At 74.3% G+C, this 17,008-nt stretch carries 12 protein-coding genes and 1 pseudogene; 2 read left to right on the top strand and 11 right to left on the bottom strand.

Annotated features, from left to right (window positions below; genetic code table 11):
• Positions 1 to 146: 146 nt before the first annotated feature.
• From AC07AL_RS27940 to lxmK, 5 genes are all read right to left on the bottom strand, one after another.
• Positions 147 to 1,337 (bottom strand): alpha/beta hydrolase family protein, encoded by a 1,191-nt coding sequence (locus tag AC07AL_RS27940; RefSeq protein WP_363581033.1) that lies wholly within the window; start codon positions 1,335 to 1,337, stop codon positions 147 to 149.
• A 194-nt stretch (positions 1,338 to 1,531) separates the two neighbouring features.
• Positions 1,532 to 2,926, bottom strand: a complete 1,395-nt coding sequence (locus AC07AL_RS27945; RefSeq protein WP_478318607.1) for an alpha/beta fold hydrolase — start codon at positions 2,924 to 2,926, stop codon at positions 1,532 to 1,534.
• Positions 2,927 to 3,105: 179 nt separating this feature from the next.
• Positions 3,106 to 4,086, bottom strand: coding sequence for an LLM class flavin-dependent oxidoreductase (locus AC07AL_RS27950; protein ID WP_478318609.1), 981 nt, complete (start codon positions 4,084 to 4,086; stop codon positions 3,106 to 3,108).
• A 5-nt stretch (positions 4,087 to 4,091) separates the two neighbouring features.
• Positions 4,092 to 5,168, bottom strand: coding sequence for a T3SS effector HopA1 family protein (locus AC07AL_RS27955; protein WP_478318611.1), 1,077 nt, complete (start codon positions 5,166 to 5,168; stop codon positions 4,092 to 4,094).
• Positions 5,165 to 6,367 carry a class V lanthionine synthetase subunit LxmK gene (lxmK, locus tag AC07AL_RS27960; protein WP_400809411.1) on the bottom strand — a complete coding sequence of 401 codons (1,203 nt, stop codon included), beginning with the start codon at positions 6,365 to 6,367 and terminating at the stop codon, positions 5,165 to 5,167. The genes AC07AL_RS27955 and lxmK overlap by 4 nt, the downstream gene beginning before the upstream one ends.
• A gap of 219 nt (positions 6,368 to 6,586) precedes the next feature.
• Here lxmK and AC07AL_RS27965 point away from each other — a divergent pair, with 219 nt between their 5' ends.
• Both AC07AL_RS27965 and AC07AL_RS27970 read left to right on the top strand, forming a co-directional pair.
• The gene (locus AC07AL_RS27965; RefSeq protein ID WP_350876063.1) at positions 6,587 to 6,763 is read left to right on the top strand and encodes a hypothetical protein; all 177 of its coding nucleotides are present in this window, start codon (positions 6,587 to 6,589) and stop codon (positions 6,761 to 6,763) included.
• Between the two features lie 45 nt (positions 6,764 to 6,808).
• Positions 6,809 to 6,976, top strand: coding sequence for a hypothetical protein (locus AC07AL_RS27970; RefSeq protein WP_350876060.1), 168 nt, complete (start codon positions 6,809 to 6,811; stop codon positions 6,974 to 6,976).
• Here AC07AL_RS27970 and AC07AL_RS27975 read toward each other — a convergent pair.
• The 6 genes and pseudogenes from AC07AL_RS27975 to AC07AL_RS28000 form a co-directional block, all read right to left on the bottom strand.
• Complete coding sequence (locus AC07AL_RS27975) at positions 6,966 to 9,347, bottom strand: LuxR C-terminal-related transcriptional regulator (protein WP_478318614.1); 2,382 nt, start codon at positions 9,345 to 9,347, stop codon at positions 6,966 to 6,968. The two genes, AC07AL_RS27970 and AC07AL_RS27975, sit on opposite strands and share 11 nt — an antisense overlap.
• A gap of 186 nt (positions 9,348 to 9,533) precedes the next feature.
• Positions 9,534 to 11,201 carry a multicopper oxidase family protein gene (locus AC07AL_RS27980; protein WP_478318616.1) on the bottom strand — a complete coding sequence of 556 codons (1,668 nt, stop codon included), beginning with the start codon at positions 11,199 to 11,201 and terminating at the stop codon, positions 9,534 to 9,536.
• Positions 11,202 to 11,530: 329 nt separating this feature from the next.
• A pseudogene (locus tag AC07AL_RS27985) lies at positions 11,531 to 12,595 on the bottom strand (type III polyketide synthase); the annotation flags it as partial.
• A 334-nt stretch (positions 12,596 to 12,929) separates the two neighbouring features.
• The gene (locus AC07AL_RS27990) at positions 12,930 to 14,135 is read right to left on the bottom strand and encodes a cytochrome P450 (RefSeq protein ID WP_363581019.1); all 1,206 of its coding nucleotides are present in this window, start codon (positions 14,133 to 14,135) and stop codon (positions 12,930 to 12,932) included.
• A 200-nt stretch (positions 14,136 to 14,335) separates the two neighbouring features.
• Positions 14,336 to 16,129 (bottom strand): glycoside hydrolase family 3 protein, encoded by a 1,794-nt coding sequence (locus AC07AL_RS27995; protein WP_363581017.1) that lies wholly within the window; start codon positions 16,127 to 16,129, stop codon positions 14,336 to 14,338.
• On the bottom strand, positions 16,123 to 16,938 hold the full coding sequence (locus AC07AL_RS28000) for a tyrosine-protein phosphatase (protein WP_363581015.1): 816 nt from the start codon (positions 16,936 to 16,938) through the stop codon (positions 16,123 to 16,125). Before AC07AL_RS28000 ends, AC07AL_RS27995 begins: the two co-directional genes overlap by 7 nt.
• Positions 16,939 to 17,008: the final 70 nt, after the last annotated feature.

Here is a 17,008-nt window from a genome sequence, read left to right on the forward strand (position 1 = left end):
CCAAACCCCTCCCTCGCCTCCTACGACGACGCTTACCGCGACTTGCTCCTGTGGGGGGGGGGGGGGGCCCCCCCCCCCCCCCCCCCCACCGCACCGTCCGCCTGAGCCGCCCCCTACCGGGACCCCTCGCGGGGTCGACGGCGGGATCACGGGTGCTGGAAGGCGACCTCCGGGTCGGCCGGTGACGGGCCGTCGAGCAGCGGCTGCGGGATGCCGCGCAGGTGCAGGTCGAAGAAGGCCCCGACGTAGGCGCGGGTGATCTCCTCCGCGCGCTGTGCCGGGATCGGCACGGCGGGGTCGGTCACGCCCAACTGTGCGGCGAGGACGGGCAGGTCGGTGAAGCTGGAGTGGTCGGAGCCGGCGATGGTCAGCCACCGCTTCCAGCCGTCCAGGCGCGCCCAGTCGCGGTCCCAGCTGGTGTCCGCGCCGCCCGGGCTGTGGTTGGCCAGGGTGCCGAACATGAGGAAGGGGCGGCCCTGGAGGCCGGTGGCGGGAACCGGCGCGAAGAAGGTGCCGTCCATGTTCACCCCGGCTCGTACCCGGTCGTCACCGGCCATGGTCGCGGCGGCGGCGTCACCGCCGATGGAGTGCCCGGCCATGCCGATCCGTTGCGGGTCGATCACGCCGGCGTACCGCCACCGCGAATGACGGTCGGTCAACTGATCGACGACGAAGGAGAGATCCTCGGCCCGGCTCCGGGCTATCGCCTCCAGGCCGTCGAGGGTGGGCGTCTGGTCGCAGACGACGCAGGTGCGGGTCCGTCCGTCGGGGAAGGTCACACCGGTGGACTCGTAGGTGTGGTCGACCAGCGCGACGACGTACCCGCGACTGGCCAGGTCCTCGGCGAGGCCGGTGAGGGTGGCGCGCGGCAGCGTGAGGCCGGGCGAGAGCACCAGCAGGGGGAACCTGCCGCGCTCCGGCCGGGCGTCGGCGTGCGCGTAGGTGCGGGTGCCGCCGAGTGTCTCGGCCGGGACGGCGCCGCCCGGAGCCGTCTGCTGCAGCAGCAGACGGGCCTCCTCGGTGGTCATGTAGGGGGCCGGTCCGCCGGTCCCGGGCCGGGCCGGGTAGTACGTCGACACCATCAGTTCCCGGGCACCCCCGGCCGGCACCCAGGGATCCCGGCGGTGCTGGTCGACGAGGTGCAGGGTGCTGCGTCCGATCGCGTGCGGGCCCGTCGGGCGGGGCAGCTCCAGGTGGACGCCGTACCTGTCCGAGGCCGCGGAGGGAGCTGCGACGGAGGGCCCAGGCGCGGCGAACGCCGCACCCGCCCCGATGATCGGCAGCGGCAGGACGAGCGTGAGCGCGGCGGCCAGGGCAGCACGACGGATTCTGGTCATGCCGGCAACGCTAGTTCGCGGGCGCAGCAGTTGACATCCCCTCAGAGGAGGACGGGGAAGGGGATGAGGCATCCCAGCGGAGGAGGGCCGGGCATCCCAGCGGAGGAGGCGGACGGGCCGGCGCAGCAGGCCGGACGGGCCGAGGCGGCGGGCCGTTCCGTCCCCCGCGCGGAACGGCCCGCCGACGGCTCCCGCTACTTCAGCAGGAAGTCGTACACCGCCTGCCGTCCGGCCGGGTTCGCCGCCCGGTTCTGCACCGAGTGCGCCGCCCCGGGCACGATCACGATCTGCGGGTCGTGCGCCAACTTCGCCTGCTGGTACAGCACTTCGTACGGCGTGGCCAGGTCCCGGTCGCCGCCGAGCAGCAGCACCGGCACGTCCGGCAGCCTGCGGTGCTCCGACGGCGCCGGCGGCACCCGCTCGCGCGGCCAGTCGAGGCAGACCAGGAGGCTGCCGAGCCCGGTCGCGGTCGCCGGGTCGTACGGCCAGGTCTGCTCGGCCGTCAACCGCTGCCGGGTGCGCTCCAGCGCCGCCGCGCGGCCCGCGACGGGCGTGTCGGTGGTGCCCCACGGGAAGCGCGAGTCGGCGCACAGGGCGGCGGAGTGCAGCCCCTGGCTGAGCTCCTCGGCCGGGGCGGCGTCGACCTGCTGGTGGACCAAGTCGAAGAAGTCCTGGAGCTTCGCGGGCTGCCCTGCGGCGGCCTCGTGCAGGATCTCCGGGACACCGCCGTAGTCCGGGTCGATGAACTCGTAGCCGGTGAGCGCACTCAGGACCTGCGCCCCGTTGCCGTACCGCCGAACCGTGGCCGCGAGGTCGGCGGCCGGGTCGGTGGTGCAGCCGGTGGACCGGCAGGCGGCCCGCAGGACCCGGGCACTCGCGGGCAGCGCGGCCAGGTCGAGGGGGTCGAAACCCTGTTGCGGCGCCACCGAGTCGAGCACCAGCCGGGCCACGCGCGCCGGGTGGGCGAGCGCGTACCGCTCGGCGACGATGGTGCCGTACGAGACGCCGTCCAGGGTGAGGCGCCGGTCGCCGAGCGCGCGGCGCAGCAGGTCGATGTCGGCGACGGTGTCCGCGGTGCTGTAGTGGCGGGCGTCGGGGCCCAGGGCGGCGGCACAGTCGGTGATCGACTGCTTGCGCGGCGCGGCGAGGTCGGAGGAGCCCATGTCCTCCTGGAGGCCCGGGCACTGGAGCGCGCCCCGGCCGGTGCCGCGCTGGTCGTACATCACCAGGCGGTAGTCCTTGAGGACGGGTTCCAGCTTGCCCGCGATCCGCTTGATCGCCGGGACGCCGGGCTGGCCGGGACCGCCGGTGAGGAAGAGCAGGTCGCCCTTGGGGGCCGTGGTGTTGCCGGTGATAGCCACCTGGAGGTCGAGGGTGCCGGGGGTGGCACCGCTGTGGTCGAACGGGACGGTGAGGGTCCCGCAGGTGAACTCGGGTGCGTCCGGGCAGGGCGCCTGGCCGGTGATCCCGCCGGCGCGGGCCGGTCCGGCCGTGGCGGCGAAGCCGACTGCGGGGGTGGCCAGGGTGGTCCCGGCGGCCACCGCGGCGGCACCCAGCAGAGCGGCGATACGGCCGCGCTTGCTCGTCATGTTCGTCCTTCCGCTCGCGCCGCGCCCGGGCCGACGCGGTCACGGAAGCAGCCTGCGCCCCGCGGCACTTCGATGGCGAGCGTCCGGGCGGGATTCGACCTGGAAGGCGGACGGAACCATGTCTGCTACGCCCCCCACACCCTCGTGCTGCGCCACGACGGCACGCCTCGCCGGCGTCCTCAAGAACGGGTGAGGAGTTCGGTGAGGTCCGCCAGCGCGGCGTCCCACCCGTGGGCCAGCACCACGCCGGCGGGGTTCAGTACCACCTCGTCGACTCCGGCCGTCCCGTAGGCGGCGAGCTCGGTCGCCAGCTGGTCCGGCGAGCCGTAGAGGAAGACACCGGACTCGACGAGTTCGCGGGCTCCGGCCACCGGGTCGCGGATGTCCAGGTGCAGGCCCGCGCGGCGGAGCATGTCGGCGTAGTGCGGCGCGCCCAGGTGCCGGCCGGCGCCGTGCTGGGCCAGCACCATCGGGTGGCGGCCCGGCCGGGCGACGGCGGCGTGCACCACGGTCACCACTCTCGGCGGGGCCGCCACCCGGCCCGTCGTCGCTGCGCCTTCGGCCAGGGCGGGGACGAGGACCTCGGCCACGTACCGGGGCGGGGTCATCCAGGTGATCGCGACGTCCGCGACCCGCCCGGCCGCGCGGGCCATGGCGGGTCGCAGGACGCCCGCGCCCAGCTCGACCGCCGGCGGGGGCTCCCCGTGCGGGAGCCGGAGCCCGGGCGCGGCGGGACCGGGGCCCGGTGCGGGCGGCCCGGCCGACCGGCCGTCCAACAGCGCGCGGACGGCGCCGACGTAGTCCGCCACGGCCTCGGCCGGCCGGGCGTAGGGGGCGCCCAACAGGCCGCCGACGAGCGAGGGTTCACCCGCGCCGTAGCCGATCACCGGCCGGTGTCCGGTGAGCACGGCCAGGGACTGGGCCTGGGCGGCCGCCTCGAAGGGGTGTCGCAGAGCAGTCAGCGTGACCGAGAGCCCGACCGGGATCCGCTGCCCCGTACCGGCCAGCCAGGCCAGCGCCTGGTGGCTCTCCACCGTCAGGGACTGCCCGAGCCAGAGCCGGTCGGCCGCGCCGGCGTCCACCAGCGAGGCCAGCGCCGTCAGCGCGGTGAGGTCGGCCCGGTCGCGGAGGGCGTGCGGGAAGAGGACGGAGATCCGCATGCCGCTCAGCCGTTCCGCGAGGGGTCGGTGGGGTCGGTGGCCGCGTCGCGCAGCGATCGGGCGACGGAGGCGGCGAGCGCCGGTCCGCCTGATCCGGCCGGGCCGTCCGGGCCGTCCGGGGCGGCCGGGCCGTCCGGGCCGTCCGGGGCGTCCGGGGCGGCCGCGTGTCGCAGTACTCCTTCGGCCACCGCCGCCGCCCGGTGCTGGCCGAAGCTCCGGCCGCGCCACCCGGCCCTGGTGTCGCCGGGCTCGTCGGCGGTGGCGATGCCCGGCCCCAGGGGGCGGGCGAAGACCGAGGTCTGCGTGCCGAGGCCGGGCAGGCCGCGCAGCGCCGCCGCCAAGGCCGTCAACTCGTCGGCGTGGGAGCGGGGGAGGTAGAGCACGACCGCGTCGCGACGCGGGTACGACCAGGGCCGGGACAGCACCTTGGCCCGGTATCGCAGCGAGCTGGCGGCCAGCTCCCGGAGCAGCGCCGCCCAGAGCGCGGGCGCGGCGGTGGGGTCCTCGACGTGCAGGTAGAGCCGCCGCAGCGACTCGCCCTCGTGCGGCCCGCCGTGCGGCCCGTCCACCAGCAGGAAGCCGGGCGACAGCGCGGGACGGACGGCAGGCAGCTCGACGGTCACGGACGTGTCCGCCGGTCGCGGGTCGTCGCTCCGGACGGCGGCGGCCGGGACGCGGACCGTCACGCCGCCCAGCTCGACCGTGAACTCCGTGGCGGCGCCCCCGGTTCCGGTCCCGGACTCAGCTCCGGCCCCGGCTCCGGCTGCGGCCTCGGCCCCGGTCGGGACGGCGGCGCGCAGGCGGGCGGGGGCGAGCGTGTCCGCGTGCGGTGTCGCCGAGATCAGCTGCCGCTCGAACTCCACGTCACGGCGGGGCAGTCGGGTGGCGGTGCTGGATCGGTCGAGGCGCGACCGGTCGAGGCCGGCGTGCCACTGCTCGTAGAGCGCCGTGCCCAGGGCGATCCGCAGGCCGCGCGGCGAGTCGGCGCTGATGCGGTGGCCGTCCACCGTGACGGCCTGCGGGTACTCGGTGAGATCGATGCCGGTGAGTGCGGCCGCGAGCTGCTCGGACACGTACGTCATGACGCCACCAGCCCGATCGCCTCGATGAACCGGTCCGGGGCGAGCAGTGCCCCGCGTCCCACACCGGCGATGCCGCGCTGAACCGCGCTCAGGGTGGGCCGGACGCTCGCGGTGGCCATGGTGCGGTCGAAGAGGTGCCAGCCGGCGTACCCGACCACCCGCTCGGCGAGTTCGGGATCGAGCCGGTCGGCGTGCTGCCGGTAGCCCTGCCAGAAGGCGCCGATCACCGGGAGGACGGCGGCCAGTTCGCGCTCTCCGCTGCGCATGAGGGTGCCGTGGGCGTCGGCGGGTCGGCCGCCGTCGGCGTCAGCGTCAGTGAGGTCGGGGTCGGGGTCGGGATCGGTGGCGTCGACCTCCGCATCGACCTCGTCGGTGTCGACGCCGGTGAACATCCGACTCGCCGCGCGGTACAGCCACTGCCCGACGAAGCCGCCGAGGTCGATCGCCGGGTCGGCGAGCTGGAACTCCTCCCAGTCGGTCAGCTGGAGCGTGCCGTCGCAGAGCAGGAACTGGTCCAGCCGCAGGTCGCCGTGGACCGGGAGGTGGTCGGCGGCGGCCGAGCGGGCGTCCAACGCGCGCAGGGCGCCGTGCAGTCGGCGGTCCTGTTGGAGCAGGCCCCAGAGGGCCAGTTCGGCGCCGCTGCTCGCGGTGTACTCGGCCACGGTCAGCGCGGCCAGCCGGTGGCCGGTGCGCGTGCCGGGGCGGGGCTTGGGCCGGACGTCGGCCGTCGGGAAGCCGTGCAGCTCGGCGAGCGCCCGGCCGGCCCGCCGGGCGAGTCCGGTGTCGAAGCCGTCCTCGTCGGCGAGGGTGTTCCCGGTGACGGCATCCACCAGCAGGTCGAAGACCAGCACCAACCGCTTCCGATCGCCGCCGAGCAGCGCCGGCGACTCCCAGGAGAGTGCGCCGGCCCCGGTCCGGGCCGACTCGAAGGCGCAGGAGCGGTCATAGCGGTCGGTTCCGTCGGGGGCCTGGCCGTCGAGCCGTTTGATGAAGACGCCGGTGCCGTCCGTGGTGCGTCCCGCCCACGAGTCGTTGCGGCCGAGATGGCTCACCAGGCTGTCCGGGTCCAGCGGGGCGAAGCCCAACGCGGCCAGTGCCACCGGCACTTCGGGCGCGTACTCGAAGAGGCCCGGGGTGCGGCCGGGGCCGGCCCGGTCGGCTGCCGGCGTTGCCGGTGGAGTCGAGACTGTCGCTGCCATGGCGGCCACGCTAGGGATCCCGGCCGGCGGTCACCACAGGCAGGATCCTGTCATGCCCGAGCGGGCAAGGGGGCAGGATGCCCCACTTTCCTGCTACTGGGCACCGGCATCGAACGCCTGATCTGCTGGGGGCGGTCGAGGAACCCGCTCCTCGACCGAAATCCGAAGCCGAATCCGGGCCCGATCCGGGCCCGAATCCGACGAGTCGAGAGGATGACCATGAGCTCTGCTGACCTGATGGGCGGCTACGCCGCCTACACCACCCCGAACGCGGCGATCGAGGAGCTCGCCAGCACCGGCATCACGGCCGAGTTGGAGTTCACCCCGGTCCTCACGGTCACCCCGTGGACCGAGGCGATCTCCCTGGTGGTGGTCTCCATCGCCACCCAGCTGTGATCCGCTCGCAGACCTGATTTCCCTTCCATCTCAAGGGAGTTCGACATGAGTACTGCTGACCTGATGGGCGGCTACGCCGCCTACACCACGCCGAACGCCGCGATCGCGGAGCTCGCCAGCACCGGCGTCGCCGGCGTCCCGGCGGAGCTGGAGGTCACCCCGACCGTCTCGCTCGTCGTCCTCTCGCTCGTCACGATCACCATCATCGGCTGACGGACTCGTCGAGCGTCACGTCGTCCGGGCCCCGCGGCACGCTGCGGGCGGGGCCCGGCCGGCGGCCGGAGCGGTGCACCCAGCCGGCGACGCCGACCCGCGAGGAGCACTGCAACCGCCGCATCGTCTCGCGGAGGTGGTTGACCACCGTCCACTCCGAGATGCCCAGGCGGCGCGCGATCTGATGGTTGCTCAGTCCGTCGGCCACCAGGAGCGATACCTCCAGTTGGCGGCTGGTCAGTTGCCGCCCCGGCGGCGCCTCGGCGGAGTCCGGCTCGGCGAGGGGGAGGGCGAGGGAGAAGGAGCAGAGCAGGTCCAGGAGCGCGGTGGCCGCGCCGGTTGCCAGCGCGTGGGCGAACTCGTCCTCGGCGAGTCTGCGGCGGATGCCGGGCAGCAGCCGAGCGGTGGCCAGGTCGGGATCCGCGGGGTCGCCGGGAATGCCGGCTCGCCCCGGATGGAAGCTGCCCAGCAGCCGGGCGGCGTCGGTCGCCCGCGCCGGTGCGGGGCGCAGCGGACTCGCGACCAGGCCGACCAGCGCACCGAGCGTGGCGACCGCGCCGAGTGGGCGCAGGTGGGCCAGCCCCTCGACGTAGTGGGCGCGGGACGCGGACGGATCGCCGCCGGCGGCGGCGATCAGGCCCAGGTGCAGCAGGGCCGTGCCGACCAGCAGCACGTCCCCACGGCGCCGGGCCGCGGTCAGCACCCGGCCCGCCAGTGCGGCGCCGCGCCCGCTCCGGCCGACCCGAAGCTCGACCAGGGCGGCCTCCAACTCAACGCGCAGGGCCGCCGGTTCGTCGTCGGCCGCACGGAGGAGCGCTGCTGCCCCGGTGAGGGCGGCGAGCGCTCGGTCGGGGTCCCGGTCGCATCCGGTCAGGCCCCGCAGCCGCAGGAGTCGGGCCGCCGTGGAGGGTTCATCGGGCGTGGTCCGGGATCGGTCGGGCACGGATGAGGCCGCCCCGGCCTCGTCCAGCAGGGCACTCGCCAACTCGTGGTCGCCGTCGAGCAGTCGGGCCTCGGCGCGGATCAGCGCGAGCCGGACCCGCGCTCGCCCGCCGGTGATGCCGGTGATGCCGGTGGGATCGGCGGGATCGGTGGGACTGGTGACGCCGAGCGGCACGGCGGGCCGGTCGGCCCAGTCCGGGCCGAGGCCGACGAGTCGGGCGTGGGCGAGCAACTGCTCCATCAGGTCGAGGGCCTCGGCGGTGAACCCGTGCCGGGTCAGCGTGCCGACCGCCAGCCGGAGGTTGGCCTCCTCGACGCGCAGGGCGAGCAGGGCCGTCGGCTGGTCGCCGGCGGCCAGCCGCCGGGCGGCTCCGGCTGCGAGCCGGGCGTAGTAGCGCGCATGGCGGAGCGCGAGGACGACGAGCGGGCCGCCGGCGGGCCGAACCTCGGGAAGGTCGCCGAACGGCACGTACAGTCGCGTCTCGGCCGCACCGTCCAGTCGGCCGGACGGCCGGTCCTCCAGCGTCAGCGACTGCCGGTCGAACAGGGCTTCCAGCGCCGCCGGGAAGGCGCTCGGCGCGATCCCGGACACCACCCGGAGCGCCTCGGGCCCGGACCCGCCGGCGAACAGGGGTGTGCAGGACATCAGCCGCGCCGCGTCGGCGCCGAGCGGGCCGCACCGTCCTGATGGTCGCCCTACCTCCCGTCCTACCTCCCGTCCTTCCTCCCGTCCCGGCAACCGGTCCGGCGCCCGGTCCGCCGGCGGAACGGGCGGCTCGGCATAGGCGGCCACCAGGCGGCCTCCCCCCGCCCCGCCGAGTGCGGCCAGCACGGTGCCGACACCCTCCAGCGCCGCCACCCGGGCCGCGAGCACCAACGCACCCGGCAGGCCCCGGAGTTCCACGCAGATCCGGCCCACGGTCTGCTGGTTCCGGGAGGTCACCGTGAAGCCCGGGCTCCAGGCCCGCCGGGCAGCCGTGAAGGCCTTTACCGCGGGGGTACGGCAGAAGGCATCCAGGTCGGTCGGTGACCAGTCCACCGGAACGGCCAGTGGGTCCACCCGGTACGCCACGCCGACGCCGGCGGGTGACAGCCGACCGGTGGCGAGCAGCTTCGCCCCACGCGGCGCACAGCGGGCCAGCAGCGCCAGGTAGTCGTCCGGCTCGACCTGATCAGCCATCAGCAGCTCGGCTGGTCCCGGAGTTCCCGCCGCCCCGCCCGCCGCCCGGTACTGCTCGGCGACCGCGAACGCCAGCCGGGTCTTGCCGCTGCCCGGTAGGCCGTGCAGCAGCACGCCGGGTACGGCGGGGTCGGCGAGCAGCCGCAGCAGTTCGGCCGTCTCACGTGCTCGCCCGAACAGTTCGCCCGTGAAGGCCCGGTGGTCCGCAGGTTCCTGCTGGGGGACGCCGGACTCGAACAAGATGGTCATGGACGGCTCCAGAGCTGGCTCCGCCCGCCTACACAGCGCGGGCGCGCCGGCGGGATCGTCCGTACTGATCCTGGACGGCGGCGCCGACCGGCGGTATCCCAGACTTCTGGGACGCCGCCGGTTCAGCATCGGCACGCGGCCAGGCTCAACCCCTCGCCCGGACCGGCCTGCCGTTCGGTTCCGGACTCACCGCAGCCCCCGGTGCCGACGGCGGCGGCCCACGTGGTGGTGCCCGTGGCGCCGTCGCCACCGCCGTCGACCGGCTCCCGCCGCCGATGCTCCGGCCGCCGACGCTCCGGTGGACCGGGACGAGTCGGCCAAGGCGTCCTCCGACTCCCGCCCGGAGTCCTTCGATCCCGCGGGCAGCACGTCGATCCGGCCCATCTGGCCGTGCGAGGAGTGCACCATGTGGTGGCAGTGGTAGACGTACTCGCCCGGGTACTGGCCCCAGGTCATGGCGATCCGGACGCTCTCCCCCGGGTGGACCGTGACGGTGTCCTTCAGCCCGGCCTCGGCCGGTCCGACCGGCACCCCGTCACGGTCCAGCACGCGGAACTGCACCAGGTGGGTGTGGAAGGAGTGGGGGGCGTGGAAGACCCCGGCCGGCTGGCGGGTGAGGTGGTTGCGGATCGTCCAGATCTCGCTGCTGCCGACGGTGGTCCGCACGTCGGTGCGCTTCGGGTCGTACTTGCGCCCGTTGATCCTGGCGTCCGGGAAGGTCGTCAGCGCGAACTCCCGGTGCACCGTCGCCTTCGGGATCGGCGGCAGGGTGGCCAGGACGTCCGGGATCCGGCTCCGGTCCTCGGCCGTCCGAGTGATGTCGAAGCGCAGCACCTCGGTCCGCTCGCTCTCCAGCGCGGCCGTGTTCTCCAGCACCACCGATCCGCCGACCGGGTAGCGGGCGAAGTCGACCACGATCTCGGCGCGCTCCGCGCCGGTCAGGGTCAGCTCGTGCACCGTCACCGGCGCGGCGAGCAGTCCGCCGTCCGAGGCGATCTGGGTGAACGGCTGGCCGTCGGCGAGACGCAGCGACACATGGCGGTTGGGCGAGACGTTGAAGACCCGCAGCCGGTACTTGCGCGCGGCCACCTGGAAGTAGGGCCGTTCCTTGCCGTTGACCAGCATGTGCGGGCACGCGTACGGGTCGGTGTAGACCAGCCTGCCGTCGGTCTCGATCCGGGCGTCCCGGATCAGCAGCGGGATGTCGAACTCGCCGTTCGGCAGCGGCAGGCCGCTCTCGTGCGGGTCGCTGAGCAGGTAGGCGCCGGCCAGGCCGCGGTAGACGTTCTCGGCCTCCAGCTCGTGCGCGTGGTCGTGGTACCAGAGCGAGGCGGCCACCTGCGAGTTGGGGTAGCGGTACTCGCGGGTCTCGCCGGGCTTGACGAGGTCCATCGGCAGGCCGTCGTAGCGCGAGTGCACATGGCCGCCGTGCAGGTGGACGGAGGTGTGCACGCGCAGGTCGTTGGTCTGCTGGACCACCACCTCCCGGCCCCTGACCGCCCGGATGGTCGGACCGGGGAAGCAGCCGCCGAAGGTCCGGACGGTGGTCAGCAGCCCCTTGACGATCTCCGCCTGGGTGTCGGCCATCCGTAGCCGGTACAGGTCCGAGGAGTCCGTCCGCGACACCGGGCTCAGCACCGGGGGCACCGGCATGGCGTGCTCGAAGGGGGTGATCCGGGCGGCCGACCGCTTCGCCTCCGACCTGGGCGGCGCGGCTTGCGGGGCCGGGGCGGCCGGCGCGGCCGACAACGCCAGGGACGAGACCCGGGCCCCGCCCGGTGCGCGGTCCCAGGGGAAGAGGACCGCCGGACCGCCTATCGCGGCGGCTTTCAAAAGGTCTCGTCGGTTCAGCATTCCCGGTCTTTCCGTCCAGGGCCGGACGGTCGGTGCGCCGCCGGGCCAGTGGTCGCCGGTCGTGGCTTCCGGCGGCCCTGCTCGGTGGCCGCCGCGCCACGACGGCGCGGGCCGGGCGTGTCGGACCGTAGCGCCGACGCGACGTTCCGTCACTGCCCGTTGGCTCAGTATCGGCGAGCTTCGCGCGCTCCGCAGCGCGACCGCACCTGCCCGGGCCCCGGTCGGCACTGGCGTCGGGCCCGGAACGACTGACGCGGGGGCCGGGCACCTGGTGGGCACCGGAGCGGCCGGTCGGCACTGGCGTCGGGCCGACCGGCCCCGGCCGCCGTTCAGGATTCGGGCGACGCCCAGGTGCCCAGGGACATCTCGGCGGTGATCCCCGGGCCGAACCCGGCCAGCAGCCCCTGGTGGCCGTCGAGGGCCGACTTCTCGTCGAACATCCGGGCCAGGGCGTCGAGCACGACCGCACTGGCGATGTTGCCGTACTGGGTGAGGGTGGCCCGGCTGAAGCGGAACGCCTCGGGCGGCACCTCCAGGAAGCGGCTGAGGTCGTCCAGGATCCGTGGGCCACCGGCGTGGACGATGTAGAAGTCCAGCGTGCCCACGTCCCACTGGTGCTGCTCCGCCACCGCGCGCAGGGCCGGGCTGAGCGGCTCCATCGTCCCCGGCACCCTCTTGTCCAGCTGGAAGTGGAATCCGGTGGGGCGGACCGCGTAGGAGATCCACTCCTCGGTGTCCGGGATGAGGTACGAGCCGTTGCGTTCCAGCCGCATTCCGGTCCCGCCCTCGCCCCGGACCACGGCGGCGGCGATCCCGTCGCCGAACAGGCCGTTGGACAGCAGCGAGCCCACGCCCAGGTCCGTGGGCTGGTAGCACAGCGAGCAGAACTCGCAGGCCACGATCAGCACGTTGGCGCCCGGGTAGGCCGAACAGAAGTCATGGGCCCGGTTCACCGCCGCGCCGCCGGCCGCACACCCCAGTTGGGCGATCGGCAGCTGCCGGGTCTCCGGCCGGAAGCCCAGCCTGTTGATCAGCCACGCCGTGAGCGACGGCATCATGAAGCCGGTGCACGACACATAGACGATCAAGTCGATCTGGGACGGCTCCACTTGGGCCTGTTCGAGGGCCCTGAGCACCACCGCCGGGACGCGGGCCTTCGACTCCGTCGCGAAGACGGCGCTCCGTTCGTCCCACCCCGGGTGCTTCAGCACCACCTCGATGGGTTGGATCAGGTGCCGCTTGCGCACTCCGGTGTTCTTGATGAGACGCAGCGCCAGTTCGAGCTGTGGGTGGTCGGGGTGGAGCCTGCGCGCCAGCTCGATGGTCTCCTCGTTGGTGATGACGTGCTCGGGTACGTCTATCGCCGGTTTGCACAGAACTGCCACGGCACTTCCTCCAGACGAGCGGTGTTCCCGGTGCGACCCTGGCGGGGCGGGATTTCACCACTCGACGGCAGCCGCTGCGAGCCGGACGCGCGGAGGGCGCGGGCGGCGGGACGCACCGGGCGGGACCCAACTCAGTGGCCGACGAGCCGACCGGGCGAGGATCGGATGATCGCGGTACGGGCGGTCGTGCTGGTCGCAAGTTGGTTCAGGCCACCTAGCCCAATTTACGGAAGGCGGGCCCGTCCCGCATGTCGGCCCGCACACCCCGGGGTGTGCGGGCCGACGTGCGCGGTGTTGCCGGCGGCGGGTGGCGGCGGGCGGGCGCCGGAGCGTGGGGGCACCGTCACCAGGTGACCGGCAGCGCCAGCGGATAGCGCCAGATGGACGTGGTGTTCCACGCCAGCTCCGCGGCCGGCTTCGCCAGCGCGATCCTGGGGAAGCGCTCCAGCAGGGTCCCGAGGGCGACTTCGAGTTCGGTGATGGCCAGCGGCGCGCCGAGGCAGTGGTGCGCGCCCCAGCCGAAGGTCATGTGGGAGGGGCTGGTCCGCTCCAGGTCCAGCTCGTCGGGCCGGTCGAACCGGCGGCCGTCCCGGTTGGCCGTCAGGTAGGAGACGTGCACGATGTCCCCCGCCGGGATCGTCACCCCGCTCAGCTCCACGTCCTCAAGGGCCACCCGGGGGATGCCGACGCCCTTGCGGAAGGGGATGAAGCGCAGCAGCTCCTGGAGCGTCCGGGAGAGCGTCTCGGGCCGCTCGCGCAGTGCGGCGAGCACGTCGGGGCGGCTGAGGATGGTGTACGAGAGGTTGCCGAGCTCGTACGTCGTGGTGTCCTGGCCCGTGATCAGCAGGACCATGGCCATCACGGTGAGTTCCTTCTCGTCGAGGACCTCGTCGCCGTCGCGGGCCGTGGCCAGCACGCTGATCAGGTCGTCGCCGGGGTTCCTGCGCCGTTCGGCGGTCAGCTCGGCGAAGTACGCCCGCAGGTCGGCCTTGGCCCGTACCGCGTTCGGCTTGTTGGCCAGGCTCACGTCCATCATCGTCCGGGCGTTGGCGCGCAGCCGGGCGCTGTCGGCCTCGGGGATCTCCAGGACCTCGCAGATCGTGATCAGCGGGAGCGGGTGGGCCAGGTGCTCCATGAGGTCGGCCGGGGGCCCCTGGTCCCGCATGCGGTCCAGCAGCCCGTTCACCACGTGCTGGGTGCGGTCCCTCATCCGCTCGATGTGGTCGGGGGTGAAGCCCTTGGACACCAGGCTGCGCAGGCGGGCGCTGGCGGGAGGGTCCATGACGTTGATCGCCTCGGCCTGGACGATCGGCTCGGGGGTCATGCGCGGGAAGTCCCGGCCGACGATGGCGTGGCGGCTGAACCGCCGGTCGGTGGTGACCGTGCGCACGTCGTCGTACCCCGTGACGAGCCAGGCCTCCCCCTCGCCGTAGGGGAGGCGGATGCGGCTGACCGGTGCGTCGTTCATGAGCTGCCGGAGCGTCGGGTCGAACTCTAGGGTCTCGGCGAAGTCGAACGGGCAGTTCCGTGCGCTGGAGTCGGTGGACATGCGGACCTCCAGGTCTGGGCCGCGCGGGCCGGATGGGGGAGGCGGACGAATTGCACCGGTACCCGATCGGTCGGCCGCACACACCGGTGGAGGTGCGAGAGCGCCGGTAATTCATCCGGTCTGATCAGCGGCTCGGCTCCACCCGCGCCGGGGCCTGCCACCGGTCCGCTGGTCCGTGGCAGGCCCCGGCCCCGGGTGCCTCAGCCCTTCCCGGCGGCCCGGTTCTCCCCGGTGGCCCGATGCCCGTGCCGGAAGAGCGGGGCGCGGGTGTCGAAGGGCACGTCCTCGTGGGAGGCGGCGACGGCGGCGTCCGAGCGGGGGAGGTCGAACGGGAGCGTCGCGGTCATCGGGGCCCGGCCGAGCGCGGCGTCCAGCACGACCTCGTCCGCGGCGCCGAACTCGCCGATCAGCAGCGCCGCGTGCGGGGCGAGCGGGGTGAGCACGGCGGGCCGCTCCAGCTGGGCGGCGAACACCGTGGGCACGGTGGCGGCCAGCGCGGTGAGGCGGTCGACCTCGGCCGACTCGAACTCCAGCGAGCCGCTGTGGAAGTGCTGCTCCAGCAGCCCTTCGCGCCGCTCGTACGGGGTGGCGAGGCGGATCACGGCCAGCTCGGCCCGCTCCGGCTCCTCGACGAGGGTGCCGTACCCGGCGGCGACGGCGGGGTCGATGCCCTCGACGTACAGCCGGGTGGCGGGGCGCGGCTCGCCGGCCAGGTGGACCACCGAGCGGCGCTGGACCTCGCGGCCGAGCGCCCGGCCCTCCGGGGCGCCGACCAGGTCGGCGGCGGCCTCCGGGTCGACGTACGGGTCGGCGAAGAGGCCGAGGCGGAACTTGTCGCGCAGGATGCGGCGGACCGACTCGTCGAGCCGGGCCTCGGTGACGGCGCCGGAACGGACGGCGGCCAGGATCAGCTCCGGGTCCGTCTCGCCGCCGAGCTGGTCGGCGCCCGCGTCAAGGGTGAGCACGACCTGCTCGGCGACGGACAGCTCCTCGACGCCCCAGTGCCGCGGGGGCAGCGTGACCACTCCGGGGACGTCCATGCCGGTGATGGCGTTGAAGTCGGTGCAGACCACGCCGTCGAAGCCGTAGCGCCCGCGCAGCAGGCCGGTGATGACGTCCCGGTTGAAGTTGGCGCCGACCTCGGCGAGGCCGCTGCCGGAGGGGATCGCGTAGGCGGGCATGATCTGCGCGGTGCCCGCGGCGAAGGCGGCCTCGAAGGGGCGCAGGTGGGTCTCGAACTCGCCTCCGGGGTAGACCAGTCGGCGTCCGGCGGCGAAGTGGGAGTCCTCGCCGGCGGCCTGCGGGCCGCCGCCGGGGAAGTGCTTGGTCATACAGGCGACGCTGTCCGGGCCGATCGGCCCGCCCTGGAGACCCTCGATGTAGGCGGTGATCATCCGCGAGGCGCGCTCCGGATCCTCCCCGAAGGTGCCGCTGATCCGGGCCCAGCGGGGCTCGGTAGCGAGGTCGGCCATCGGGTGGATGGCGACCCGGATGCCGACGGCGCACAGCTCGCGGCGGATCAGGTCGGCGTAGCGCCGCACCAGGTCGGGGTCGTCGGTGGCGGCGAGTCCGATCGGCTCGGGGCCGGTGCTGAAGCCGCCACCGGTGTGGGCGGTGGCCGGGTTGGCGGTGAAGCCGTGCCGGGGGTCGGAGGAGAGGGTGACGGGGATGCCCAGCCGGCCGGCCGCGGCGAGGTCCTGGACGTGGTTGTTCCACTCGGCCATCGCGCGCGGGTCGGGGACGGCCATCATGGCAAAGTGGGTGAGGCCGCGCTCGGTGATCAGGCGGGCGCCGGAGGGGAACGGGCCCTGGTCGCCGGGGAGCATCCGGCCGTGCAGCATCAGCGCGGCCTTCTCCTGCAAGGTCATCCGGGTGAGGAGGTCCTCGACCCGCTCCTCGACGGGCAGCCGCGGGTCCTCGTAGGGCTCCATGGTGCCGTTGTGGTTGAGGTCGCGGAAGGGCGTGCCGTCGGTGTGCCGCAGCAGGGTCAGCATGCCGTCACCTCGGCGGTGTTCGACGCGGCGGTACGGGCCTCGGTGCTGGCGGCGGTACCGGCCTCGGTGCTGGCGGCGGCGCGGGCGGCGGCCTTGGCGCGGAAGCCGTCCAGGGTCTCGGCGGTGACCCCGCAGGCGGTCAGGAAGCCCTCGGCGCCGCCGTGCTTGGCGCGGACCAGGTCGAGGAAGGTGCTCATCGCCCCGGCGGGCGCCTCCAGCAGCGGGGCGGGGACGACCAGCCGGCCGGCCTCGACCTCGTTGAGGGCGGCGCGGTTGCGGTCGGCGAGGCCGGCCCAGATCTGCTCGATCGCCTCGTTGGTGCGGGCGTAGTCGGCGACGATCTCCTCGGCGGGCACCCCGAGCAGTTCCAGCAGCAGCGCGGTGAGCAGCCCGGTGCGGTCCTTGCCGGCCGCGCAGTGCACCAGCACGCCGCCCGGGCGGACGGTGGCCTCGGCGGCGGCGGCCAGCCCCTGCGGCGCGGACTCGGCCATCAGCAGGTAGAAGGCGCCGAGGTCCTCGGCGGTGGTCATGGCCCGCATGGCCTGCGCCAGTTCGTCGTTGGTCGGCTCGATCCGGGCGAGGACGACGGCGATGCCGGCGGCCTCGGCGGCGGCCCAGTCCTCGGGGCGGCTCTCGGACTCGCCCCGGAGGTCGACGATGGTGGTGATGCCGTGCTCGCGCAGCTGGGCGACGACGGCCTCGTCGGCGGCGGGGAAGGGCTGGGCGGAGCGGAACAGGGTGCCGGGGCGGATCCACCGGCTCGCGGGGTCGGCGAGCGCTGCGGGGTCGCGGAAGTTGACCAGGGACATGCGGGGGGCCTTTCAGGAAGTGCGAAGCAGGTGGTGAAGGTGCGCGGCGGGCCGCACGAGGGGGGGAGAG

This window comes from Kitasatospora sp. NPDC043949 (assembly GCF_056435365.1).